The 26,223-nt window shown below is 38.1% G+C and carries 21 protein-coding genes; all 21 read right to left on the minus strand.

The window, feature by feature from the left end:
* Positions 1–14: 14 nt before the first annotated feature.
* Complete coding sequence (gene preA, locus LQ50_RS03550; RefSeq protein ID WP_034626259.1) at positions 15–1,289, minus strand: NAD-dependent dihydropyrimidine dehydrogenase subunit PreA; 1,275 nt, start codon at positions 1,287–1,289, stop codon at positions 15–17.
* 23 nt (positions 1,290–1,312) lie between these two features.
* Positions 1,313–2,683, minus strand: coding sequence for an NAD(P)-dependent oxidoreductase (locus LQ50_RS03555; RefSeq protein WP_052144565.1), 1,371 nt, complete (start codon positions 2,681–2,683; stop codon positions 1,313–1,315).
* Positions 2,684–3,138: 455 nt separating this feature from the next.
* The gene (locus LQ50_RS03560; RefSeq protein ID WP_034626260.1) at positions 3,139–4,146 is read right to left on the minus strand and encodes a Gfo/Idh/MocA family protein; all 1,008 of its coding nucleotides are present in this window, start codon (positions 4,144–4,146) and stop codon (positions 3,139–3,141) included.
* 135 nt (positions 4,147–4,281) lie between these two features.
* Positions 4,282–4,815 carry a chromate transporter gene (locus LQ50_RS03565; RefSeq protein WP_034626262.1) on the minus strand — a complete coding sequence of 178 codons (534 nt, stop codon included), beginning with the start codon at positions 4,813–4,815 and terminating at the stop codon, positions 4,282–4,284.
* Positions 4,816–5,391 carry a chromate transporter gene (locus tag LQ50_RS03570; RefSeq protein ID WP_034626263.1) on the minus strand — a complete coding sequence of 192 codons (576 nt, stop codon included), beginning with the start codon at positions 5,389–5,391 and terminating at the stop codon, positions 4,816–4,818.
* 52 nt (positions 5,392–5,443) lie between these two features.
* Entirely contained in the window at positions 5,444–7,093 is a 1,650-nt protein-coding gene (ggt, locus tag LQ50_RS03575; RefSeq protein WP_034626265.1) for a gamma-glutamyltransferase, read from the minus strand.
* Positions 7,094–7,302: 209 nt separating this feature from the next.
* The gene (locus LQ50_RS03580; protein WP_034626266.1) at positions 7,303–8,151 is read right to left on the minus strand and encodes a transglutaminase family protein; all 849 of its coding nucleotides are present in this window, start codon (positions 8,149–8,151) and stop codon (positions 7,303–7,305) included.
* On the minus strand, positions 8,148–9,110 hold the full coding sequence (locus LQ50_RS03585; RefSeq protein ID WP_034626267.1) for an alpha-E domain-containing protein: 963 nt from the start codon (positions 9,108–9,110) through the stop codon (positions 8,148–8,150). The genes LQ50_RS03580 and LQ50_RS03585 overlap by 4 nt, the downstream gene beginning before the upstream one ends.
* Positions 9,111–9,132: 22 nt before the next feature.
* Positions 9,133–10,563 carry a circularly permuted type 2 ATP-grasp protein gene (locus tag LQ50_RS03590; protein ID WP_034626269.1) on the minus strand — a complete coding sequence of 477 codons (1,431 nt, stop codon included), beginning with the start codon at positions 10,561–10,563 and terminating at the stop codon, positions 9,133–9,135.
* A 369-nt stretch (positions 10,564–10,932) separates the two neighbouring features.
* Positions 10,933–12,744, minus strand: coding sequence for an ABC transporter ATP-binding protein (locus LQ50_RS03595; protein WP_034626270.1), 1,812 nt, complete (start codon positions 12,742–12,744; stop codon positions 10,933–10,935).
* Complete coding sequence (locus tag LQ50_RS03600) at positions 12,737–14,461, minus strand: ABC transporter ATP-binding protein (protein WP_034626271.1); 1,725 nt, start codon at positions 14,459–14,461, stop codon at positions 12,737–12,739. Before LQ50_RS03600 ends, LQ50_RS03595 begins: the two co-directional genes overlap by 8 nt.
* A 253-nt stretch (positions 14,462–14,714) precedes the next feature.
* Positions 14,715–15,872 (minus strand): ATP-binding protein, encoded by a 1,158-nt coding sequence (locus LQ50_RS03605; RefSeq protein ID WP_052144566.1) that lies wholly within the window; start codon positions 15,870–15,872, stop codon positions 14,715–14,717.
* 100 nt (positions 15,873–15,972) lie between these two features.
* Positions 15,973–16,719 carry a Na-translocating system protein MpsC family protein gene (locus LQ50_RS03610; RefSeq protein WP_237563637.1) on the minus strand — a complete coding sequence of 249 codons (747 nt, stop codon included), beginning with the start codon at positions 16,717–16,719 and terminating at the stop codon, positions 15,973–15,975.
* Between the two features lie 145 nt (positions 16,720–16,864).
* Positions 16,865–17,308 carry a hypothetical protein gene (locus LQ50_RS03615; protein ID WP_034626273.1) on the minus strand — a complete coding sequence of 148 codons (444 nt, stop codon included), beginning with the start codon at positions 17,306–17,308 and terminating at the stop codon, positions 16,865–16,867.
* Between the two features lie 699 nt (positions 17,309–18,007).
* The gene (locus LQ50_RS03620) at positions 18,008–18,700 is read right to left on the minus strand and encodes a Na-translocating system protein MpsC family protein (protein WP_034626274.1); all 693 of its coding nucleotides are present in this window, start codon (positions 18,698–18,700) and stop codon (positions 18,008–18,010) included.
* 437 nt (positions 18,701–19,137) lie between these two features.
* On the minus strand, positions 19,138–19,998 hold the full coding sequence (locus LQ50_RS03625; RefSeq protein WP_034626276.1) for a fumarylacetoacetate hydrolase family protein: 861 nt from the start codon (positions 19,996–19,998) through the stop codon (positions 19,138–19,140).
* Positions 19,999–20,027: 29 nt separating this feature from the next.
* A complete protein-coding gene (locus LQ50_RS03630; protein WP_034626277.1) occupies positions 20,028–21,209 on the minus strand; it encodes an amidase in 1,182 nt (393 codons plus the stop codon).
* A 20-nt stretch (positions 21,210–21,229) separates the two neighbouring features.
* Positions 21,230–22,474, minus strand: a complete 1,245-nt coding sequence (locus LQ50_RS03635; protein ID WP_034626279.1) for a pyridoxal-phosphate-dependent aminotransferase family protein — start codon at positions 22,472–22,474, stop codon at positions 21,230–21,232.
* A gap of 24 nt (positions 22,475–22,498) precedes the next feature.
* On the minus strand, positions 22,499–23,740 hold the full coding sequence (locus LQ50_RS03640; protein ID WP_034626280.1) for a Zn-dependent hydrolase: 1,242 nt from the start codon (positions 23,738–23,740) through the stop codon (positions 22,499–22,501).
* Between the two features lie 416 nt (positions 23,741–24,156).
* Positions 24,157–25,155: an ABC transporter substrate-binding protein gene (locus LQ50_RS03645; RefSeq protein ID WP_034626281.1), complete on the minus strand. Its 999-nt coding sequence runs from the start codon at positions 25,153–25,155 to the stop codon at positions 24,157–24,159.
* A 39-nt stretch (positions 25,156–25,194) separates the two neighbouring features.
* Positions 25,195–26,058 carry a 2-oxo-4-hydroxy-4-carboxy-5-ureidoimidazoline decarboxylase gene (gene uraD / locus LQ50_RS26580; protein WP_052144567.1) on the minus strand — a complete coding sequence of 288 codons (864 nt, stop codon included), beginning with the start codon at positions 26,056–26,058 and terminating at the stop codon, positions 25,195–25,197.
* Positions 26,059–26,223: the final 165 nt, after the last annotated feature.

Consider the following 26,223-nt stretch of genomic DNA (forward strand, 5'->3'; position numbering starts at 1 on the left):
AATCATCCCCTCCGTTATGCTTTTACTGTTGTTATTCCATTAATCATTGCTTGACGTTCATTCCAGGTCATTGAAGGCAGTCCATTTTCAAGCTCAATCATATCTATGGCTCCATCTACTGGACAAACAATAGAACAAAGGTTACAACCGACACAATCTTCTTCTCTTACTTTCAAATACTTATTGCCTGAAGGGTCTTTCAACATATCAATGCATTGATGCGATGTATCTTCACAAGCGATATGACACTTGTTGCAGTTGATACAGGTTTCTGGATTGATGCGTGCAACGATTTTATGATTCAAATCTAAATCGCCCCAATCTGAATACCGTGTTACAGATTGACCAACTAATTCACTAACAGAGGTGAGACCTTTTTCCTCTAAATAATTAGATAGACCATCTTTCATGTCTTCTACAATTCGGAAACCATGGTGCATCGCAGCTGTACATACTTGAACATTGGAAGCTCCCATTAACATAAACTCAACAGCGTTCTTCCAGTCTGACACTCCACCCATTCCTGAAATTGGAACGGAAACACGCGGATTTCTTGCACATTCAGCTACCATATTAAGAGCAATAGGTTTAACAGCAGGTCCACAGTAGCCTCCATGTGCTCCTTTTCCGGCAACATGGGGAATCGTATTCCACGAATCAATATCTACTCCTGCTAAACTATTAATCGTGTTAATCATACTGACCGCATCAGCACCACCTTGCACAGCTGATTCTGCTGTTACCGTAATATCTGTAATATTAGGAGTTAATTTTACAATGACGGGCGTTTGGGCCACTTCTTTTACCCAGTAGGTTTGACGTTCAACTAACTCTGGTACTTGGCCTGAAGCGGCTCCCATTCCGCGTTCAGCCATTCCATGAGGACAACCAAAGTTCAACTCCAAACCATCTACCCCTACATCTTCCACACGTTTCACAATCTCATGCCATTTCTCCTGTTTTGGCTCGACCATTAAAGAGGCGATGATCGTATGATCTGGAAACCGTTTCTTCGTCTCTGCAATTTCTTTTAAATTCACTTCCAACGGCCGATCGGTAATGAGTTCAATATTATTAAATCCTGCTACCCTTTGACCGTTAAAACTTACCGCGGCAAATCTAGACGATACATTCAAAATTGGGTCACCTAACGTTTTCCAAACTGCTCCTCCCCAACCCGCCTCAAACGCTCGTTGGACTTGATACCCTGAATTGGTTGGTGGTGCAGATGCTAACCAAAAAGGATTAGGTGATGTGATTCCCGCAAAACTTGTACGTAAATTAACCATATTATCCCCTCCCATTTTCTCGTCTAGGCCGTCTCGCTTGCAATTTTCTTATTCTGCTTATGAATTTGGTAGGCTACTAATTTTCCTTGCTGAGCAGCGGATACAACCATCGCTTCTCCTTGTCCTTTGCCAAAGATCACATCTCCACAGGCGAACACTTTTTCATTCGATGTTTGATAGGATTCACTGTTTACTTCCACCACTCCGTCATCATGATTCAAGCCAAATTGCTCAATTAATCCAATATAACGCGATTGACCAATGGCACGGATGAGAACATCCACGTCAAGAACGAATTCTGATCCTTCAATGGGAATAGGGCGCCTCCGTCCATCATCATTCGGTTCACCTAGCTTCATTTTGATACACTCAAGACCTGTTAACTTGCCTGTTTGATCTGTGATAACACGCTTAGGTGAGGTGAGCCAACGAAACTCAACACCTTCTTGTTTGGCAAATTCAAATTCAAATGGATAAGCCGTCATTTCCTCAGCCGTTCTACGGTATACAATAGATACATTCTCAGCCCCTAAACGTACCGAACATGTCGCTGCATCAATGGCTGTATTTCCAGCACCAATTACTGCTACCTTTTTATCGATATATTGATCTGTTAACGCGCCAGATTTTGTTTCCTTTACAAATTCGATTGCATCAAGAACTCCCTCTGCATCCTCTCCCTCTATTCCTACATAAGGAACAGCAGCCATTCCAATAGCAAGAACTACGGCATCATAATTTTCCACTAGTTCAAAAGCAGAAACATCCACTCCGACTCTTGTATTAGTCCGGATCTCAACATCAAGACTTTTTACTTGATCTACCTCCCAATAAGAAACAGCCTGCGGCAAACGAAAGGAGACAATCCCATATGTATTTAACCCACCTGCTTCTTTTTCTGCTTCGAATATGGTTACTTTATATCCTAATAAAGCCAGTTCCCGAGCCGCTGAAAGGCCAGCTGGTCCACCACCAACAATGGCTACTGTCTTGCCATTTTTTTCTCCTGCCTTAAACAACACTTGTTCATTTGTCATCGCCCAATCTGTTGCATATCTTTGTAAATTGCCAATCATTATTGGCTTTGTTGAGTGATTTAACACACAAGCTCCTTCACATAGTTCTTCTGTCGGACATACTCTTGAACAGCTTGCGCCAACTGGATTTTCCTGCATTATAGTCTTTGCAGAACCTTTAACATTTCCTGATGCGATCTTTTTGATGAATGCCGGTATATCAATTCCGGTTGGGCAAGCCTGTATACAGGGGGCGTCATAACAATATAGACAACGACTCGCTTCCTCTAATGCCTCTTGCTTTGAAAGACCGTTGTCGACTTCTTGAAAGTTTTGTTCAAGCTTGCTAATTAATTGACTTTTCAGATTTATACTCATATGATAAACCTCCTTTTTTCAAAAGAACCAAGATTGATACTACTTAAACAAATACATCAAAATAATCAATTTTTTAACTATTCTAACAATAAAGTTTGCACTAATGGCTTCTTCCATTTGTTGCATTATACAAGTTGTTACTTATTAAAATTGGAAATTATTTAATTAATCGTATCCTACCATATCTCTTCCATCTTCATGTCAAATGCGGAAGGTTTTATTACATATTTTCATTGTTCCTCTATCAAGTTCTGCCAACGAATTAGAAGTTAGAGGTGAGCATTGACCATTTTCTAAACATACTTAAAGGCCGCTTCGTAAAGGTTGTTGCAGAAGGAATATTTTTTCATAGTGAGGTAGAGAGGAAGGCCATTAAAAACAACAAATTATGAGAAAACAGCCTACCTAAAAGAACCCTTAACGTCAGCCGTTAAGGGTGGAAGATTGATTCATTATTACACATTCATTAAAATATTTTGCTGTAAGGACTTTTGACAAGCCTCAAGTACTTTCATGTTTGCGATCGTCTCCAAAGCGCTATAAATTGGGTTTTTCCCTTCTAATACACAATCTGAGAAGTGCTCTATTTGCAAAGCATACTGATCACCCTTAATTGATTCTTCACGTGTTTTTCCGTCCTGGTCCGTAATCAATATTTGACCATTTCCTTCATGAATATCTGGCCTGAAAGCTGCTGGCAATTCAATTCTTCCCTTTGTACCGATAACTGTATATTGATTCTCAAACGGTTGCTGGAAGCTACAAGAAAAGCTAGCGGTAACCCCGTCCTCAAAAGTCATTAATCCTGCAGCTGTAAGATCTACACCTATATTCTCTGGAATGTCACCAGAGACAAACACTCGCTTTGGTTCTTTTCCTAAAATAAAACGACTCGCATGTATACAATAACAGCCAACGTCGTAAAGACTTCCCCCACCTAGTTCCGGATTCAATCGAATGTTCTGTGCTTCATTGACAACATCCATAGAATACGAAAATGTTGATCGTATGAAATTCACATCACCAATTTCCCCATTTCCAATCAACTCCTTCACACGCTGGTGCTGGGGATGGAATTGATACATAAATGCTTCCATAAACAAAACATTGTTTTGCTTGCAAACTTCAACCATATGAATGGTCTCTTCAACAGTTATTGCCGCTGGTTTTTCACAGAGGATATGCTTCCCTTTTTGAGCTGCTTTTGTCACCCATGTAACATGAAGGTTGTTCGGTAAAGGAATATAGACTGCTTCAATGTCATCATCTTCCAATAATTCATTATAGCTACCGTACCGTTTAGGAATGTCAAACAATTCTCCAAATTCCTCTGCTTTTTTACGGTCGCTACTACTAGCAACAGCAACAACTTCTGCATTTCCAGCTCGTTCTATAGCTGGAATGATTGCCTTCCTTGCTATACCTGCCGTACCTAAAATGCCCCATTTTACCGTTTTACTCATTTGCTTATCACCTTTTCTAATGTTTCTTCTATATATTCATTCAAGACAACAAGAAAAAACCCTCCTATATCTTATAAAAATCAACAGAGGCCATTGAAAAAGGCCGTTTTTCACCTTTTCCAATGCCCTCTGCAACTAAAAGCTTAAAAAGATCGCTCCATATCCTAGTCCACCCACGATGACAAATGCAGGATGAACCTTCCATTTCTCTAATAATAAAAACGCTGCTACGATTAAAAAGAGCGTATGCCAGATTCCTGCTCCTATATATGAGCTTTCTAAGAAACGATATGTTAATACTCCTAATAAAATGGCAATAGTTGGCCGTACAAGTGAAGTCATTCGCTTTACTTTTGGAGACTCTTTAAATTTGTACAAAAGTCCTAAAAGAGCAATCATTAAAATTAACGATGGCGCAACCGTTGCGAAGACGCCGACAATCGCTCCAAATACACCTCCAACCTCATATCCAATATATCCAGCCATTTTTGTCGCAATCGGTCCAGGCAATGCGTTACCTAATGCAAGCACTTCACTAAACTCTTCAACGGTCATCCACTGATATTTCGCTACAACTTCATACTCAACTAACGGAATAGATGCAGGACCTCCACCATACCCCAATATGCCTGGAATAAAAAACGCCAGAAACAGTTCCCAATAGATCATTTAATTCGCCCCCCTCTGCTTTTGCTTCTCTTCTTCCTTCTGTTTGTTAGGCTTGAACAAAGCATAAGCAAGTAAGATGGCAATTACGATCCCTGGATGAACATGTACGAGTTCAATAAGTAAAAAACTAACCAATAAAAGAGTAACACTGATTTTCCAACCGAGACCTTGGTTGGACTTTTTAAAAAAGTCCCACGTAAGAACCGCCATCATTACAACAACAACCGGTATAACCCCTCTTGTCATGCCACTAACCCAAGGCTGGTCTTTGAATGCTGTCAATGTCGTTAATAATACGATCATCATCAAAATCGATGGCACAATGGATGAGAGCACAGCATTAATCATTCCTAATACCCCAGCAACTCGATATCCAATATATCCAGCCATTTTTGTGTTAATTGGACCTGGTAATGTATTCCCTAGTGCTAAAACATCACTAAATTCGTCATCGTTCATCCACTTAAACGTTGTTACCACTTCTTTATGGACAAGCGGAATAGCAGAGGGACCACCACCAAATCCTAAAATACCCGATCTAAAAAATGCGATAAAAAGATTAATATGAGTTTTCAAATGACTCCCACCTTAAAACAAAATGATCTATCTAAAATGCCTTTCATAAATGTTAATAACCTAGCGCCGCTCCGTCTCCTCGCGGGTCTGCTCCACCACGTTTTACGTTGTGATCATCGATCAGAATGGCACCTGCATGCCCCATAACATCAGTAAATTCTCCCACTACTTCTATATCATGCCCCAGATTTTCAAGAGCTTGAATCGTTTCCTTTGGCACTCTCGATTCGACTTTCAAACTATTCGAACTCTCCCCCCATGTTCGACCATATAACCATCTTGGTGCTTCAATAGCCGCTTGAACATCAAATTGATAATCAACAATTTTAGTCACTAATGCAGCTTGAGTTTGTGGTTGCCCTTCGCCTCCCATCGTTCCATAAACGAGGTATGGATCGTTGTCTTTTAGAAGCATAGCTGGGTTTAACGTATGGAATGTTCTCTTGTTAGGCTCTAAACGATTCACATCGTGTTCATCCAACGAGAAAAAACTTCCTCTGTTTTGAAGGAGGATCCCTGTTTGTTTTGGAATAATTCCAGAACCAAAATCATGATAAATGCTTTGAATAAATGAAACAGCATTTCCTTCTTGGTCAACAACCCCAAACCAAACTGTATCTCCTTTCGGGTCTAATTGCTTTGCCATTTCATTTGAAAAGCTACGATTTATTTGCTGCGCAAGCTCCATGCCATGTGACTTAGATAACAAATCTTCTAACGGGATATCAACAAAGTCTGGATCTGTTAACCACTGGTCACGATCTTTAAATGCTAGTTTCGTAGCTTCAATCAGCAAATGATAATATTCTTTTGAACCTTCTTCAATTGTCTGGAAGTCAAAGTTATTTAAAATATTTAAAATCGATAACGATGCCATCCCTTGTGTATTAGGAGGCAAATTATATGCAGTATACCCTCGATAATTAACACTAATTGGATCCACCCAACTTGAACGGTGATTTTTAAAATCATTAAGAGTCAACAAACCACCATTTTCTTGAAGATCACAAACGATGTTTTCTGCAATCTCCCCTTCGTAAAATGCTTTGCTCCCACAAGAAGCAATTGTTTCTAATGTGTTCGCCAAGTCCGGTTGCTTCATCAGATCTCCCTTTTTATATAAAGAACCATTCGATTTGAGGAATGTCTTCTTAAACTCATCAAATCGATGTAAGTATCGAAATTCACGATCTTCTTCGTTTATGTTCACGTTCGTCCAGTGCTCTTGACTAGGTGTAACCGCAAATCCATTTTTCGCATAACGAATTGCAGCTTGTAGTAAATCTTTCCAAGAGTATGTACAATTGAGGTTATTTTTTGCATAGCGATAAGCTTCATCCCAACCAGCAACAGCACCTGGTACTGTATTGGCAGATAAATAGCCACGAGTAGGAATTTTGTTGTATCCCTTTTCTTTATAAAAAGAGATTGAGCAATGTTCTCCTGAACGACCACTGCTATTTAGAGCTTCCACTTTCTTTGTTTTCGCATTGTAAATCAACCAGAAGTTATCTCCGCCAATGCTATTCATATGCGGATAAACAACAGAAATCGTTGAAGCAGCCGCAATTGCTGCTTCAATCGCGTTTCCTCCATTTTGCAGGACATTCATTCCCGCTTGTGACGCTAAGTAGTGAGGGGTTGTAATCATTCCATTTGGCCCCATGGTTGTTGCTCGATAAGCTTGATCACGCTTGCTCATAAAATACCACCCTTCCTCTCCTGCTTTTCCATTATAATATCTTTTGTTAATTATTTTAAGAACTTTTTCGCACAAAAGGAAATTAAATATCAAATTCAATATACAAAAAGTAAAATATATCAAATCTCTAATTCCATTCAAACAACAAAGGGGTTTTCCACAAAGGTCATGTTCTACCTTTGTGGAAAACCCCTAGACAGAGTTTGCCCTTACATCATCGATTTGACCGATATCGACACATTCAAATCTTGCTCTGCACTGCCGTAATGAACACCTTTCAGCGGTGAGATATCTGCATAGTCCCGACCAGTAGCTACGCAAATGTGCTGATTTTGGGCCATAATGTTATTTGTAGGATCAAATCCAATCCAACCATAGGTAGGAAAATACACTTCAACCCAAGCATGTGTAACCGAGTCACCACGCATAGCCACATCTTCACCAGAATAAATATACCCACTTACATAACGGGCAGGAATTCCGTAATGACGACAGACAGCTAACATCACATGAGTAAAATCCTGACATACCCCAGTTCGTTTTTCAAATGATTCAGCCGCCGTTGTTTTTACGTCAGTTGACCCAGGTAGGTATTGAAAATTTTCATAAATATACGAATTTAACCGATCCATAAAAGCGTTAAGATCCACTTTTTTGCTTTCTAGTACTTCACCAATTAAAGAAAGTTGCTCATATGATAATGAAGTATAGGGCGTCTTCATCAAATATTCAGCAAACGTTTGTTTAAACTTTTCGCTTCCCATTATATCTTTCATTTCATTTGTCATACTCACATCCACGCTTGGATGGGTTAACTCAACAATTGACCTTGTTTTAACAAGTAGTTCATGATGTGGAGCCCATATGTAAAATGTAGCAACATCATTCTTCCAATAATCGCGGTGTTCTGAACAAAATGCCTCTGGACTAATTGTTTGTTCGTATGAAAGGACTTGCTGATTTTCATTCGTTATCGGTTTAAAAATACTCTGATTAATACTTTGCCTTATTGGCATGCTATATTGGTAATGAGTGCTTTGAAGCACTTCGTATTTCATAATGATTTAATCTCTCCTAAGTAGTAAGTATCCATAATCGCTTTACCTACATCATCACATAATTGTTGAAGTCTTTGAAAATAGTCATGAAGTGAGATTGACACTTGATCAAGTGAGTCATAACTAACCTCACTCATCAATTCATTCAACTTATTATATAGGGCTTCCGAGTAGCTTGTTACCCCCTCAGCTTGTAACTTGCCAAATGCATACTGCAAACGATGGACATTGAAATTTGCTGATCGCGGTAACGTTTTATCAAATATTAAGTAATTAACAACCTTTAATGGTTCAATTAACGCTTGATACTTTTGCAAATAAGATTCATATCCGCCGACTGCACTTAAAACCGCGCTCCAGTAGTGATAATTTACATTTTCTTTATTATCTCGCACCGATATTTTTTTATGATAGTATACATCAAGCGTTCTAGAAAGCTTACGTAATCGCTCTAAATGTTTCCCAAACATGATAAAAGAATAGGAATCTCCACGTGGCATTAACCCAGTAATAATCCCTTGATATTGAAATGATTTCTCCAATAACATTTGAAAAAAATCATTTAATTGTTCAATGGTTACGTCTTTTGCTGAAAATGTTATTATTTTTAAGTACAGCTCGTTAATCACTTCCCAAAGCTCCATCGGGATAATTTCTCGAATTCCCTTTGCATTCTCTCGAGCAATTGCCACACAAGAGCTAATGGAATTAGGATTTTCCTTAGAAAAAGCAAGATATTCAATGACAGAAGATCGATTGCAATCAGCATATTGATCATAAAATTGTTGAATATCACCTGAGATCTTCACAAGTTCTTCCCAGTTATCATCACGATCTATTTTTTGATTATTATTTTCTAAAATACTTACTAACCGAACCGAAAGTAATTTAGTTATATTATCAGCACGCTCCATATTTAACGATAACCAATAAAGTGAATCAGCGACACGACTTAACATGATTTCTCCTCTTTTCTGTGACTTAGTCTAGTATCCATGTATCTTTCCCGCCACCGCCTTGTGAAGAATTAACTACTAGTGACCCTTTTTGTAATGCCACACGCGTTAACCCTCCAGGTACGACATGAGGGATTTCATTTAATACAACGAAGGCTCGCAAATCAACATGTCGCCCCTGTATCCCTTCATCCGTGAAAGTGGGTGATTGAGAAAGGGAGATGGTAGGCTGAGCAATAAATGCGCTTGGATTTTCCTTAATTTTCTGACGATAAAGCCTTTTTTCATCTTCCGTTGCTTGAGGCCCAATCAACATATTATAGCCACCAGATGAGTTCCTTTCTTTAAAAACCAATTGATCTAGATTATTCAGAGCATACTCATAATCTTCCTGCTTTGACAACTGATAGGTCTCAACATTTTTTAAGATTGGATCTTCATTTAAATAAAAGCGAATCATATCAGGAACATAGGCGTAAGTTGCCTTATCATCGGCCACTCCATTGCCTACCCCATTTGCAATGGACACATTCCCTGCTCTATAAGCATCAATTAACCCAGGAACGCCAATCAACGAATCTTCTCGAAATACAAGTGGATCTAGGAAATCATCATCAATACGTCTATATATGACATCAACTTTCTTTAACCCTTTTGTTGTCTTCATATAGACCACTTGATTATTAACAACTAAATCTCGCGCTTCCACCAATTCAATGCCCATTTCCTTTGCAAGAAAACTATGGTCATAATAAGCTGAATTGTAGACCCCCGGTGTTAATAATACTATCGTCGGGTTCTCTTTCTTATTTGGTGTAATGTATTTCAATGCCGCATGCATTTCATGCAATTGATTCTCCAATGATTCTATTGAGTAATTATTAAATAGATCAGGAAATAATTTTCTCATAACAAATCTATTTTGAAAAACGTAAGAAAGACCTGAAGGATTACGAATATTGTCTTCTAAAACTAAATAGTTGCCTTCATGATCACGAATGAGATCGATTCCAGCTAGAAAGATATGATTTTTCGCTGGAACCTTGATTCCATAAACTTGATGATAAAAATGAGGAGAAGTAACAACTAAATCCCTCGGAATGACACCTTCATTTAATATATTTTGTTCCGTATATATGTCTTCTAAAAAGGCATTAAGTGCTAATACACGTTGCTGTAACCCCTTTTCCACAAACGCCCATTCTTCCTTTGAAATGATACGTGGCAGTGGATCAAAAGGCATCGTTCTCTCCGTTCCTTCTGTATTGTTGTAGACAGTAAACGTAATCCCCTGCCTGAGGAAATTTTGTTGTGCTAATTGATAACGTGACTCCACAACCTTTTTGTCAAGTTTTGAAATATTTTCATATAGGGGTTGATAATGAGTGTGGGGAGACTCTTTTGTGGTAAACATTTCATCAAAAAAAGTGGTTGAAACATCATAATTTTTTATCAATAGGAGCACCTGCCTTTGAAGTTTGCTATATATAATTCGACAACAAATTCCGATCCCCTTTGCAGTTTTTTGAAAATTATGTGAGATAATCACACAAACAAAAATAAAAAAGCTTTCTTTAACAAGATTCCTTTCTACTTTCTGTTAGATAAGGTAATAGAGTATCAAAAGTTGATTTTGTTAACTTATTTCACAAAAATACTCTGACTCAAGCTGACCTTATCTAGCAAAGTGAGAAGTGTTCCCATTCCTTTGATTAGGGGTCCATACAATGAACCAAATAAAGAGCAGCGAAGTCAACTTTGACCTCACTGCCCTCTCATTAAACCCTAAAGACCTTATTTCTAACTACGCAACAAAGAGGTTCCTTTACGAACGACTACACATATCATAATAATAACCTCTTTTTGCAAGTAGGTTATCATGGGATCCCTTTTCAAATAGTTGCCCTTCTTTTAACACGATAATCTGATCTGCTTCTTTAATCGTATTTAGGCGATGGGCAATGACAAAACTCGTTCGTCCTTTCATAAGCCTTTTCAGCGCTTCCTGTATATTAATTTCCGTAATGGTATCGATGCTACTTGTTGCTTCATCTAAAATTAACATAGATGGATTTGCTAGCATCACTCTCGCAATCGACAACAGTTGTTTTTGGCCTTGACTAATCCCGCTGCCATCTTGATCTAATACCGTTTCATATCCATCTGATAAGGTGGCAATAAATGAATGAGCATTTGCCTGCTTCGCCGCATCCTCTACTTCCTCATCACTTGCATCAAGTCTTCCATAACGAATATTTTCTCGAATCGATCCCTGAAACAAGTGTGTATCTTGAAGCACAAAGCCAAGATGTTGACGTAAACTTTCAATTTTCACATCAGTAATATCATGGCCATCAATCGTAATAACTCCACTTACCGGTTCATAAAACTTGGAAAGTAAATTAATGATGGTTGTTTTCCCTGCTCCAGTTGGCCCAACTAAAGCAACGGTTTCTCCTTCGTTCACCTTAAAGCTAACGTTCGAAATCGTGTTCTGATCATCCTCATATGAAAAAGACACATTTTCAAACGAAACAGTCCCTTTGATTTCGGACAGTTCCAAAGCCCGGCCTTTGTCTCTTTCTTCCTCTTCATCAATCACTTCAAACACTCGCTCTGCACCTGCAACAGCAGACAATAATGTATTAAATTGATTAGCAAGATCATTTAGTGGCCGCGTAAATTGTCTCGAGTATTCAGCAAAAATAACAATGACCCCAATTGTGATGACGTTGTTAAAAGCGAGAATCCCACCTATTCCAGCAATAAGGGCAAAGCTCATATTATTTAATACATTCATTAATTTTGGGATAAAACCAGAATATGTTTGCGCCCAAAATCCAGCTCCCCTCAATCGTTCACTTTTCCCTCTGAACGCAGCTACTACATGTTCTTCCTTAGAAAAAGCTTTTACAATTCTCTGACCAGAAATGGTTTCTTCAATATAGCCATTCACTTCTCCTAAGTGCTTTTGCTGCTCTTTGAAAAACAGGCTAGTTCTTCTCGTAATCCATTTCATTCCAAAGATCATGAGCGGGATAACCGCTAATGTGATGAGAGTTAATATCGGACTTAGCCAAATCATCACCACAATAATCCCAATAAAGGTCAGAATACTTGAGAAAATTTGAATAACAGAACTATTTAGCGTGGTGCTGACATTTTCCATATCATTAGTCAGCCTACTCATTAGTTCACCGTGTTGACGCTTATCCAAATAGGAAATTGGCAGCTTATGAAGTCGCTTGAATAATTGCGACCTCATCGCATAAACGGTCTTTTGAGCCACCCCTATCATCCAAAAGTTTTGCAACCAGATACTGATTGAATAAAAAACATAGATAAAGAATAAGAAAAATAATAGTTTCCCCAACCCAGTAACATCATGGCTGACTAAAAACTCATCAATAGCCATTCCCACAAGAAATGGTCCTAATAAACTTAATCCAGAACTAAGGACAATCATTAATATAACAAGAACGATGTATTTGTTATGAACAGCAAGGTAAGACCAAATACGTTTGATGGTACTTTTCCAATTTCTTGGCTTTGTTTTCGTTTTTAAGTATGTTTTCTCACCGGAATCAGTTAATGGAATTTTTTTATAACGAAAAGGTCTCGTCAACTGATTAGACATTTAACTCCTCCTCTCTCAACTGAGATTGAAGTATTAGCCTGTAAAGCTCACAATCTTCGAGTAGTTCTTCATGATTTCCTTTAACTACTAATTTACCTTCTTGTAATAAGATGATTTGATCTGCTTTCATCGCAGAGCTCACTTTTTGCGTAATCATAAATGTCGTACATGAATAGTTTTTTAGTGCTTGCAGAAAGCTAGCTTCCGTCTTTACATCTAAAGCACTTGTGCAATCATCTAAAAGCAATATTCTCGGTCTTCTTACCAACGCTCTGGCAATAGACAGTCTCTGCTTCTGTCCACCAGATAAATTCACACCTTTTTGTCCAATCTTCGTCTCATATTGGTCTTTGAGACTCTCAATCACTTCATGAATTTGAGCATGTTTACACGCTTCTATTATTTCATCTAAAGTTGCCTCTTCATTGCCCCATTGAATGTTTTCTCGGATCGTACCAGAGAATAGGAATACATCTTGAGGGACATAGCCAATTTGACGACGCAAGTGTTCAGAATCTATTTTGTTTGCATCTAAATCATCTATTAAAACTCGACCTTCGCTTGGCTCGTATAGCTTTGGAATAAGTTGAAATAAGGTCGTTTTTCCCGAACCGGTTGCTCCAAGCACCGCTACCATCTCTCCTGCATGTGCTTTAAAAGAGAGATCCTCTATTGCTTTATTCCGTTTAGTAGGATACCTAAAATCAACATGTTCAAATTCAATGGAACCATCTATGTGTTTTGTCAAAAGGTCACTGTCGTTTCCACGTTGTTCCACTCCATGTTCTAACACTTCGGATATCCGTTCAGCCGATGCACGTGCTCGTGAGAAGACAATAATAATCATTGAAAATACCGTTAACGCAGAGGTAATACGAGTTGCATAGTTGACGATCGCAACAACTTCCCCCACTTGCACTCCACCTGAATGAACCTCAAAGGTTCCAAACCATAAAATAGCCATAATACCCACATTCATAAGAAACAACAATACAGGCATCGCAATTTCCATCAGTCTTAGTGCCGACATTGTTTTTTCCATCAATGCTTCATTGCTCTTTTTGAATCGATTATTCTCATAGTCATGACGCACAAAAACCTTCACTAACCGCATAGCCGTTAAATTTTCACGCATCACATGATTCACACCGTCTAATTTCGCTTGAACAAGCTTAAATAAGGCTCCCCCCTTTTTCATCATCCAAATTAAAAAGATCACAATCACAGGAATGGCCACAGCTAAAATGAGGGCTAACTTAACATTGATGAAAAAAGCCATAATGGTCCCACCAATGATGAGCAAGGGAGCTCGCATCATAATTCGTAAACTCATAAAAATGGTATTTTGAATTTGAGTTACATCATTAGTCAATCTTGTAATTAATGATGAGGTTTCAAACTTTTGCAACTGGGAAAAAGTAAATTGTTGGACTTTACTATAAAGACCCGAACGCAAGTCAAACCCTGTACTTTGGCTAACATGCGCTGCGTAAAATGAGTTAATGACTCCGGCTGCAAAAGCAAGAAAAGACAAAGCAACCATCATGCCGCCCCAGCGTATAATAACAGCAACGTCCTCTTGTAATATTCCATCATCAATGATTTTAGCCAGCAATAATGGGTGGAGCAACTCCACAAAAAGTTCAACTAACATTAAGAACAACGCTATCGTAATTGGAAGTTTATATGGTTTTAAAAATGAAAATACGTTGGACACAAAAACATCCCCTATTGAAAAGTTTTTTCGATATCCGAAATAACGTTGATGAGGAGGCAAAAAAAAGCATTCTTCTCCTTTTTCATACCCTCTAGCCAACCGTTTCTTTTCATAAACTTTTTATTTAGTTGCGTTTAATTATAGCTTATTTTTTCTACTTCCACTAATATTATTTAGAATTATTTGACATATAAACATACCAATAATTGTAGACATACAAGTGGGGTAAGCTTCGTAAAGTCAAAACGTAACATTATATACTAAATGGCAAGCTAATTTGAACATTCGTTCCCTTTCCTTCTTCACTATCAATTCGCAATTTCCCACCATGTTCTTCGATAATATGATTGCTGATCATCAAACCAAGCCCTGTTCCATTTTCCTTTGTTGTATAAAATCTTTTTCCAATTTTCGCTAACTTCTCTTTTGGAATTCCTTTCCCATGGTCCATAAAAGAAATCTCAACGAATGTTTGCTGTTGAGAAACAGTAATTACAATGATTCCTTCACGCTTCATCGCTTCAATGGCATTTCGCAAAATATTAATAAAGACTTGTTTCAGTTTACTTTCATCACATTGAACATGAAGTTGCTTCAGGGAAGAATCCATCTGAAGTTCAATCTCAATATTATGAATGATCGCTTGTGTCTTCGATAAAGTAACGACCATCTCAATGATCTCAAAGAGGTTCTGGTTTTTGATCGATAATTCCTTTGGCTTTCCTAAAAAGAGCAATTCACTCACGATCATATTTATTCGTTCAATCTCAGATAACATAATTTTTGTATAGGATTTAGAACGAGTATCCGAACTATCTAACAACTGTAAAAAACCTTTTAAACTAGTAATCGGATTTCGGATTTCGTGAGCAATTCCTGTAGCGAGCTCCCCGAGTAGCGATAACTGTTCAACATGCTGTAGCTTTAATTGATTTTCTTTTTGCTCACTTATGTCTCTCAGCAATAAGAAATAATGGCCAAATTCTTCGTTCGACAGCGTTTCTTTATAAAATTCTACGTCTATTGTTTTTCCATTTTCATCTGTAACGATTCCAAGTCCACTATCACTTTTATGTTGCACCTCATTAGTAAAGGCTACATACCTTCCTATGCCTTTCCCCCTTATTTGAACCAATGATGTACCAAACATCTGTAACCCAGCCCTATTAACATAATCAATTTGGTCATTTCTTACAACAACAATGGGAAATGGCAGATGCTCAACGATTAGTTGTTCATCCTTTCTCCCATGGGCACTTTTTTTCTTATTCAATTGTAAATAAAAGAATAAAAGAACAAGACTGATCACCCCTCCTTGCAACAGTACACTTTCAATATAATGAGTGAGTAACACAATACCTATACTAACTGGTAGAATGACGAAAAGTAATTTTAAAAAGTTCTTAACCATAGCTCCCCCTTTTTAGAAACAAAAAAAGACCTAACTCTCCCTTTTACGGTTGAAGTTAGGCCATGCGAGACTTTTTAATTCCCACATTTACCTTGTTGTTCTATTGTAAAATAAAGACCATGTACGATTTGTCTTCATGCACATCCCAATCAATAAAAATATCACGCACATTCCGTGACAAGATCTCAGTAAACTTACTATAGCGATGAAAATACTCTTTTTCCAATTGATCTTTCGTGATCAATAATTCATTTTTATACCCTTTAGCTATTAACGCCTTCTCAATCTGAATTAAAATCCCATCTCTTCTTACTAACAAAATTTTATCAGATAAAGGAATGGTTTCCATTTCATCTGGGACTTTTTGAACGAGAGCACTAATACGCGCAATTTCCTTCTCAAACTCTTGGACGTTGTTAATTTTCACAAAATTTTCAGTATGGTTCAGTTCCTCCTCAAATACAAGTATAATTACTCCTGTATTATTAGGAAAATTCCAATCGTGATAATACTCGATAACATCTACGTCCAGAGATACCTGCACAACCCCTTTTAGTTCCTCTAGTACATTTGCAACAACTACCGCTCGGGCATTATCTACATCATTTGACTTGCCTTGTTGAAGAAGAACTTCTTCCATTGGTGATATAAAGCCACGTATATGTAATAATAAATATCTCTTTGAGAGTGTTCCAGAACAAGATTCAGGCCCTCTCCCAAATTTCTTTCTTAATAATTTACTCGTATAACTACTAATATGATTGACCTGATCTAAAACACCTGTCATAAAACCCCTCACTTTAAAGGGAACAGCAATCAATGTCATTAAGACATCAACCAAGCTCATTATATCACAACGCACCTACATTGGACACTAATCTAATGGCATACGTCCCTTGCTTTTAATGTCATTGAAAAATCTTCACTTTCCTATCTAGCCAATACCCTATTCAAACTAAGAATAGTATTTACTGTTCCTTTTCAAATTAAACTTAACGAATTATTTCTATTAACAAGCTTCTTCCTAAGTCGATTAAGTACTTGATCGTAGTCGTATGTTCTGCTGTTACATGACGTAAAAATGATTCTTGTGTCATTTGTAATTGTAGTCTCGTAAAGAAGGTGTTTTGAACACCAATCAATTTCACGATTTCAGCACCCCACTCAATAATGGAAGATCGATCATCCCCTCCGCCATCTAGTACGTTATTCAGTCTATTCAAATTCGCCTTTTTTTCTGTTATTATTTCATTTAAAGAGTAGTCAACATGTCCACCTACTACCTTTCTATTTGCAATAATAATTCTGTCTATCTCCTCAACAACTCTATTCAATTCTGGTCTTTTCTCCTGCAGTCTCTCCATGATCTGTACACTATACTGATATTCGTAATTCGAATAATCAACCGTTTTTAAAAAGTTATGTATATTATTCATGTTCATACTCCTATTATCTAAAAATTCAAAATCGGCTAAAAACAAAAAAACCAAAACAGAGAATCAACGTATTTCATTTCTGCTTTGGCTTATGTTTAGTGATTTATCTAAATCATTTCTACCATTATGTATTAATTTAATGTTTCTTTAAATTGTGTAGCCTAATAATAAGAAACTCAACTTTCGCAAGCTGAAATAGGCAGGCAACCCTTGATCTAGCTAGTCAGACCCACAACCCATTTCTGCAATTGACTTTTGATCACTCTTTGTATTCGTTTAGTGGTGTGTTTTAGGAGATCCTCAAGTGTGTGTTTAAAATGGACAAACTGGTGGCACCGCTATCTTCAGCGGAAGAAATGCCGCGTAGACTCCCGCGGGAACTAGAGGCAGAGCCGAGATCCACTGGCGTAGCCAGTTAGCTCGGCGCCTCCCCGCAGGACGCGGAGCGAGCATTTCTGCAGCGATCGGTCGAGCTCCGGATTCGAGCTTTTTTTGCGTGGTTCTCGTCACTCAATGAAACGTCAGGGTGAGATGTTTTTCATAGGTAACGTATTGTCAAGGAGAAAACTTTAATGTCACAAGCTCTTATATACCTTACATTAATTAGGGATTTATTGGTGCGAAAGTTGAGTAAGAAATATTTTCTTTTCTAAGTTAATTTTATTGAAAGTATACTTCATTATTTTGAAATTGTACATTTCATTTCACAAAAAAGATGAGATAATTTTTATTGCTTTCGTAATCCCACGTTACGAATAGTTGACGAATGGATTGACCAAGAATGGACTCAAATTCATCACAGTAGTCATTATAATTTTTTCTTATTTCCTGGCCCCGCTCAAGTAACAAATCTTCATATCCATTTTCAAACAGGAGACTTTCCGTTTTTATAAGAACATCATTACATTCAATGACTTGTACAACGGGGTCAGAAAGAACCCATTTTACACTAGATGGTCTTTTATGTATTCTATCACTTATAATCTTAATTTTATCAATAAAGGAGTCTTCCAACATAGTATTTGCAAAAGGGCTAGTATGAAGCGATTCATTTCCAACAAACATCATTATTCCTACATTTTTTTCATAGTCCCAATCAAAAAGTGACTTTGTAATTTCAACCCTTGTCACCTTTGTAATATCAGCTTTCACCTCTTCAATAATCGCTTTCACTAGTACAGATCGAAATTTCAAAGCAAGACTTAGCTCTTGTTTATGACAGAGGACTTCCTCAGCTGGTGTAATAAAATTGTGGATCTTTACAATTACAAGGTTATTCTTCACAACAATATTGCATTGCTCTGGTCCTTTCCCCAATCTTCGTTTCATGATCTTACAAATAAAGCTACTTAAATACGTTAAATCTTGCTGCTGATGACTCTCTTTAATCATCTGTTAAAATCCCCCTTATCCGAACAAAACTACCAAAAAAATACAAAAATGGCCTAACCTTCACACTAGTGAAAAGTTAGGCCATGATTAAGACTTCTATACCTATGTATATATTCTTTCATTTACCATTAAATATATTATTTTATAGATTATGTTTTCGACGTTGAAATAGTAATAGGTGACTACTGACAGCTAGACAGTAATCACCTAAATCGTAGCATATCCGTAGCGATAATTCAATCCATATCCACTTTTCACTATGACCGTTACTATCCCATACCCACTTCTCCCTTTTTCAAAACGTACATTTAAATCTTTTTTCAATTATTTTCTTACTTTCTTCATAGAAAAAGAGAAGATTCTCTTAAAAGAGGGCATTGAAAAAGTCATTTTTCCCTTCTCAGCGGCCTCACCTTAAAAACCTTCTCTCTTACCTATTAAGCTTTTACTACCGTGCTTCTCAATGATTCAAATCCTGAAATCTGGCATTCAACGACATCTCCCCTACGAATCACACAAGCTCCTGGTGTACCAGTCATTATGACATCACCTGGCAACAGTGTCGTTACTTTAGACAAAAAGGAAACAATATAATCAGGAGAGCAAATCATGTTTTCTACTTTATTTTCATGTTCTACAGCCCCGTTTAGGACGGTTGTCACTTGTAACGATTCGACGTTTTTCATTTCATCCTTCGTTAACATCACCGGGCCAAAAGCAAAGAAGGTATCAAAACTTTTCGCTCTTTGAATAAACCGAGGATTTTCTGCGTGGATATCAGCAGCTGTTACATCTATGGCTGTTGTATAGCCACTAATGACATCTTGGACCTCATCTACACCTACATTTTTACATTTCTTGCCTATGATGACAGCTAATTCTGCTTCGGCAGTCGTTTTCTTTGATTGACTCGGGATTTCAATTGCATCATTTTGACCAATAATACTTGTATCAGGCTTCATAAAGAACACAGGATCTGACGTGTCCACCCCACCTAGTTCAGATCTCACAGCAACATAATTCATCCCTATTCCCCAAATTTGATGAGGGGTACGGTATAGAGGAGCATACTCCACTTCATTTTCAGAGAGAAAAAACTCTCTATTTATTCGATTAGTACCGCCATTGATAACCCAGTCCTCCACTTCACCTACTTCCTCTGACTCAATAAGACCCAAAATGGACGTTGCCCAGTTTTGCTGTTCTTGTTCGTTGATATCTTCTACTAATACAATCCCCTTATCTGTTACAAGTCCAGCCACTTCTTCTCCGGCTTTTCTTATTGTTGCAAGCTTCATGCTATCACCTATCTATCTTTTATTTATTCTTATTTTTTAAACAGGTTTGCATATTCATTCACCCATTGCAATAAACGCTTATCCTGATTCGGCCCAGCAATAACTGAGAGAGCAAGTGGTGCCTCATTGTTTCCTTCAATTGGAATGGTTACTTGTGGAAGGCCATTAAGACCAGCAATACAAGAAAGTTGCATCGTTTGTGAGCGTCGCTTCTCAATCTCACTCCCTGACAAATTACAACGTGGTGCTTCACCAGGTGTCGTCGGGATCATGAGCAAGCGATCTTCTCCTAACAATTCAACCATCTTTATCCGGATGCTTTCTTTTAATTTTAGTTGTTCAGGCTTCTCTTCTTCACTTAATGTACTAGCCCATTCAAACCTTGCTGCTATATCAGGGCCAAAACTCGGTTTTATTTCTTTAATCCACTCACCATGGTTCTTCCAAATTTCTAGCCCTTGAAGTGTTCTAAAACAACTTGCCCATCTTGGCAAACCTTCTTTTGCAATCGTCACCCAAGTAGATTTTTGTGATTTCTCAAGTTGTTCTTTATATTTCACTAAAATTTCCATGCTTTTCTCATCGGCCAACTCCCAAGCGTCGGTCCCAAACATGATGGAGTTAAAAGGTTTTTCTACTAAAGAAGGTGTATTTTCATTAATTAAAACATCTCCTACTTCCACTAACAATTGTGGATCGGCTGTCATCCATCCAACGGTATCAAAACTTTCAGCCAGTGGGATAACACCATCAATAGACACGAGCCCATGAGTAGGACGGAAACCGTAAATGCCACAATAGGCTGCCGGAATACGCACCGATCCACCCGTATCTGTCCCCAATGCAAAATCTACGACTCCTGATGAGGCCGCAACAGCCGATCCACTTGATGAACCACCAGGAATATGGCCTGGTACTTTCGGATTCACCGGTGTCCCGTAGTGATAATTCTCTCCATTTAAGCTATACATCAACTCATCGGTAATCGTCGTCCCTTTTAACGTAGCGCCTTTTTGTAACAACAGATCTATAGATGAAGCGTTTTTTTTCGCCTTTGAATGTGTACGCAACCAATCGGGATTTCCCGCACTTGCTGTTACTCCTTCAATATCAAATACATCCTTTACAGCAAAGGTACGCCCTGAGAGGTTCCCTGTTTTCACTGGTTTTACCATGACTTTCTCATCAACAAACGCATTAAAACGATCCATCACAATACCCTCTCCTTTTATTACACACTCTCAATTCGTTCCTTGCTTTGGTAAACATCTAATGCTGCTTGTACTCCTTCTCCAACATTTAGTTTCACCTTATGACGCAACAGTACGGCTTCTAGTGAAGCAAGCGTTAGTAGAACATTGCGCTGCTGGCAACTGTAACCCATCGTCCCGATCCTCCAAATCTTTCCGTGTAATGGACCAAACGAACTTGCAATCTCAATTCCAAATTCCTCTAACAGCATCGACCTGACTGAATCGCCATCAACCCCTTCAGGAATGTTAACACACGTCACAGTTGGTAATTTATGATGAGGGTCCCCAAAGAGAGAGAGTCCCATCGCTTCAATTCCACGAACCAACGCTCTTTCATTAAGGCGATGTCGTTTGAAACGTTGGTCTAACCCTTCTTCAAGAATTAAGCGTAACCCTTCATAAAGTCCATATAACATCGTAGTGGCTTCTGTATGATGATTTAGCCTTGCAGGACTCCAGTAATCTTGCAATTGACTAAGATCTAAATAGTTACTACGAATTTTTCTATGGTTGTTGGAAGCTTGTTGGTCTGTTACTAATCCTTTTTCAATTGATTTTCTTTCTAATAAGATTGCTTCAATTCGATCATTGTATGTTAACGGAGCCATTCCCGCAGGAACAGATAAGCATTTCTGTGTACCGGTAATGAGTCCATCAATTTTCCACTCATCCGTTTTCACTTCCGTTCCTGCCACTGTAGCCACCGCATCTACAATGAGTAAAACATCTAGCTCACGACAAGCATGGCCTATTTCCTCTAAAGGCTGCATTCTTCCTGTCGATGTGTCACCATGAACCATTGCTACCACTTTCGGACGAACGTTTTTAATCTCAGAAATTACCTCTGCAGGGTCAAACACACTTCCCCATTCACAGTGGATCGAATGAATCTCGGCTCCGCAACGCTCGGCAATCTCCGTTAATAATCCACCAAATCGTCCAAAAGAAGGAATAAGAACTTTATCTCCAACTTCGAGAACACTGCAAAGCATCGCTTCAATCCCTGCTCTTGAAGTCCCATCTACCGGAAAAGCCCAGTGATTTTCAGTTTGCAACACTTTCCGCAGTTGGTTCATTGTTTCATTCATCAAAGATGTGAAACTAGGATCGAATTGCCCTAAAATCGATGAAGACATAGCTTGCAATACTCTTGGGTCAACCTCCACTGGTCCAGGTGTCATAATTGTTCTTGCTGGTACTTGTAATCTATTAGATAGTTGCATAGTCTCTTCCCCCATTATGTTCAACTATTTTGCTAATTTTACTAATGCCTGTAACAAAACTTGGGTACCAATGACACAGTCTTCTTGATCTGTCCATTCTTTTGGATTATGACTAATTCCATCTTTTGAACGAACAAAAATCATCCCCATCTCTGTCACTTTCGTCATCATTAAGGAATCATGTCCTGCTCCACACGGTAGTTTCATCGTCGGAATATCCAACTCGTCACATGACTCTTCAAGAATATGAACAATCGATTCGGAACAAATAGCTGGATCGACTGCTTTTTTCATATCGATTTCTGCTCCGATTTCTCTTTGTTCACCTATTTTTTTAACCGCGGTTGTGACTTCTTCCATCATTTTCGTACGTAATTCTTTGTCACCATGCCTTAAATCAATAGAAAATACAGCTCTTCCAGGAATAACATTCACTCCACCTGGTTCAACATGGATTTTCCCTACTGTACCGACTCCTTGATAAGTGGTTGAGATCCGTTCCACTTCAAGCATTACTTCAGCCATGGCGAGCGAGGCGTCTTTTCTCATATTCATCGGTGTAGCCCCAGCATGGTCTGGATAACCATTTAAGGTAACCTCTAACCAAACCGGTCCTTGAATATTTGTAACGACCCCAACAGCTAATTCGTGTTCTTCGAGAACTTTTCCTTGTTCAATATGCATTTCTAAATAAGCTTTTAATTCTTCGGGTTTCCGAATTGCTTGTTTATACTGTTTTGAATCAAAACCAGCTTGCTTGAATGCCTCTTGATATGTGATTCCATTTGCATCTTTTAATTGAAGGGTAGCTTGGTCTAAATAACCGGTCATTGCCTTACTGCCAATATAACCTGTTCCAAACCGAGTCCCTTCTTCATCTGTAAAAGAGACAACCTCAATCGAATGGCTAAGTTCAATTCCTGATTCTTTTATGGAACGAACAGCTTCGATCGCTCCTAGTACCCCTAGAGCTCCATCAAACAATCCCCCTTGATAAACCGTATCAACATGGGAGCCAGTCATCACAACGGGTGCAAACTTGTCCTTTCCTTCTAGCTTGCCAATAATATTTCCAACCACATCGACTCGAACATCTAATCCAGACTCTTCCATTAGTTCAATTATATATTGTCTTGCCTCTAAATCTTCTAAGCTAAGAGCCAGTCTTGTCACACCTTCAGCGTCATTTGAACCAGCACCGATCTTACCAAGTTCATGAATGGTCCTCCATAAACGTTGTTGATTTATTTGAGTTGTTATAATCATCTAGAATCAATCCCTCCTTGTAAATTCCAAGCTTCTAATTGGTTTTATTGTAGAGAATAGCAAGGAGTTAGTCATTGTTCATAATGTCTAAAAACGAAGTCTTTTATTGTTCGATTCAACTAATCATTTAAGGAGTTTTCTACTCTAGTCATAGGGAGAATTGATTTATGTACTTTTTTGATTGTAAGATCTTCTCTCTTTATTTTTTATCCTGTTCTATTCTTTTTCAGAACAGAATAGCAACGACCTTGCCTTTTCAAAAGGCTTGTTTGGCATACTTCGTTGTTTTTATGGGTTAGGTGAAAGAAACAGGAAAACCATTTCATAACAACATTCTTTACGAAAACAGCCTTTTAAAAAGAGGCTGCCCCAAAGGTCTGTATTGGACCATTGGGACAACCCCTTCTTTCTCCACTTTAATGAGATGGTAAAAATTCAGTTGTAAAAATCTCATTTGCATCGAACTGATCCTCTAACAACCCTAATTCATATAACTGATCAATAAGCAATTGCCAGCGCTCCTCTGACATATAACCGAAACCATGTTCTACTGCATCACCGCCATAGACAAAATCCTTTTGAGAATCTGTTTCAAATTCTAAGTCTTCAAGAGCAAGGTCTGGATTGGCTTCATGGATGACTTCGTTAATTTCATATGGAGACTCCTTATAATAATTCCAACCTTCTACAAACGCTGTTACAAAGTTCCCCACCGTCTCTTCGTTATTTTCAACAAATTCCTTTGTAGCAAATAACACGACATTATATGGATCAAAACCAGATTCAGAAACTAGTATGGTTTCAGTCTTAACCCCTTCCTTATCTAAGAAAAATGGTTCTGACGTGACGAATGCTTGACTAACAGCCTCGGGATCCTCAATGAAATTGACGTGTTGTCCAGTGTACCCCATTTCTGTTACTCCACTTAAATCATACTTATTCGTTAAGAAATCCCAATATGGAATTCCTGGTTGAATGTAAGCTGTTCGCCCATTCATATCTTCAAAATCTGTTATTTTTTCACCTTCATGAAACATTAATGCGGCTGGACTATTTTGCATAGCTGTTGCTAATGTAACTAATTCAATCCCTTCATTTCTTGCAATCACAATTTGGTCTGCATGAGCTAAACCAAATTGTGCATTTCCTGAAGCTACGATTTGAATAGAGGAAACTTGCGGCCCCCCTGCTTCAATTTCAACATCTAGGTTATGCAAAGCAAACATACCTTGTTCTTGTGCAGCAAAGACACCACCATGTTGACTTTTCGGAAACCAGTTTAGTACTAGCTTAGCTGATTCAGCGTTTTCTCCATCTGAGCTTTCCCCGCCTGATTCTTGTCCTCCACAAGCTGCAAGAACTAAAAGCAAGAACGCTCCCATCAGAATGAATATTAAATGTTTTTTCAAAATCATATTTATGAACTCCTCTCAAACATATTTTTTATTCAATGATTAGCTACCTCTATATGTACTGTATCCCCCTGGTGCTAGTAGCAACGGAACATGGTAGTGCTCCTCTTCATTTGAAACAACAAATTGAATCGGCACTATTTCTAAAAAATATGTTTCTTGCTCTAGCTTGTTTGAACGGTAGTAATCGCCAACATGAAATTGTAGTTGATAGGTTCCTTTTTCGAGTTCATTCTCATTTAAGAGTGGCTCAGAAACTCTTCCATCCGAATTTGTCCTAGCTTCTCTTATTTTCACAAGTTGATGATCTTCAATTAATTTGAAGAGTTCAATACGAACTTGCTTGGCAGGTTTTCCTACACTAATATCTAAGACATGGGTTGTGAGCTTCCCCGTTTTTATCTCAATAAGATCGTCTAACCTAAATTTAGCAATCTTGCTTACTTGTATAAGGGCTGTTTCAAACTCCTCTTCATAACTATTATGAATTCTCTCTTTCATATTGTTTTTAATTGTAAGCTTATCTTGGCCTTTTACAGCCATAATAAAAGGGAATCCAAATTTATTCGTGTACTCTTTGTTCATCATAGAGAACTCTTCAAACTCTTCTTCTGTTAATTGACTCAATCCAGCATTTTTTTGTTCGTCTCTAGATGATTCAGAAACCTCTAGCCTTGTCCCTAGATCTGGATGAGCTCTTAAAAGTGATCGTTTCAAAGATGAAGGAGCTGCATGCATTTCCTTTATCATTACATTGTACATTTGCTCGAGATGATCAAAAGGGTGGTTTTTCCAGGACCTTTCTGCAACCCAAGGAGAATGTTCAAACACAGCTCCTACAACCTCAACAAATTCTGATTGATCCATTTTATTAACGTGATCCATTGAAATGCTAATCTGAAACACCTGCTTTCCTATTTTTAACTTAATAATTATTCCTCACTATGTTATAGCCACATCATAAAATGTAAAAGCTTGCTAGTCATTGTTTACCTTAACCCAAAAACACCAGATAAATTGTTCAAACAACCTAACAAATACATTCAAGATGAACAAAAAAACAAAGCGATT

The sequence above is a fragment of the Halalkalibacter okhensis genome (assembly GCF_000787375.1).
Classification (GTDB): Bacteria; Bacillota; Bacilli; order Bacillales; family Bacillaceae_D; genus Halalkalibacter; species Halalkalibacter okhensis.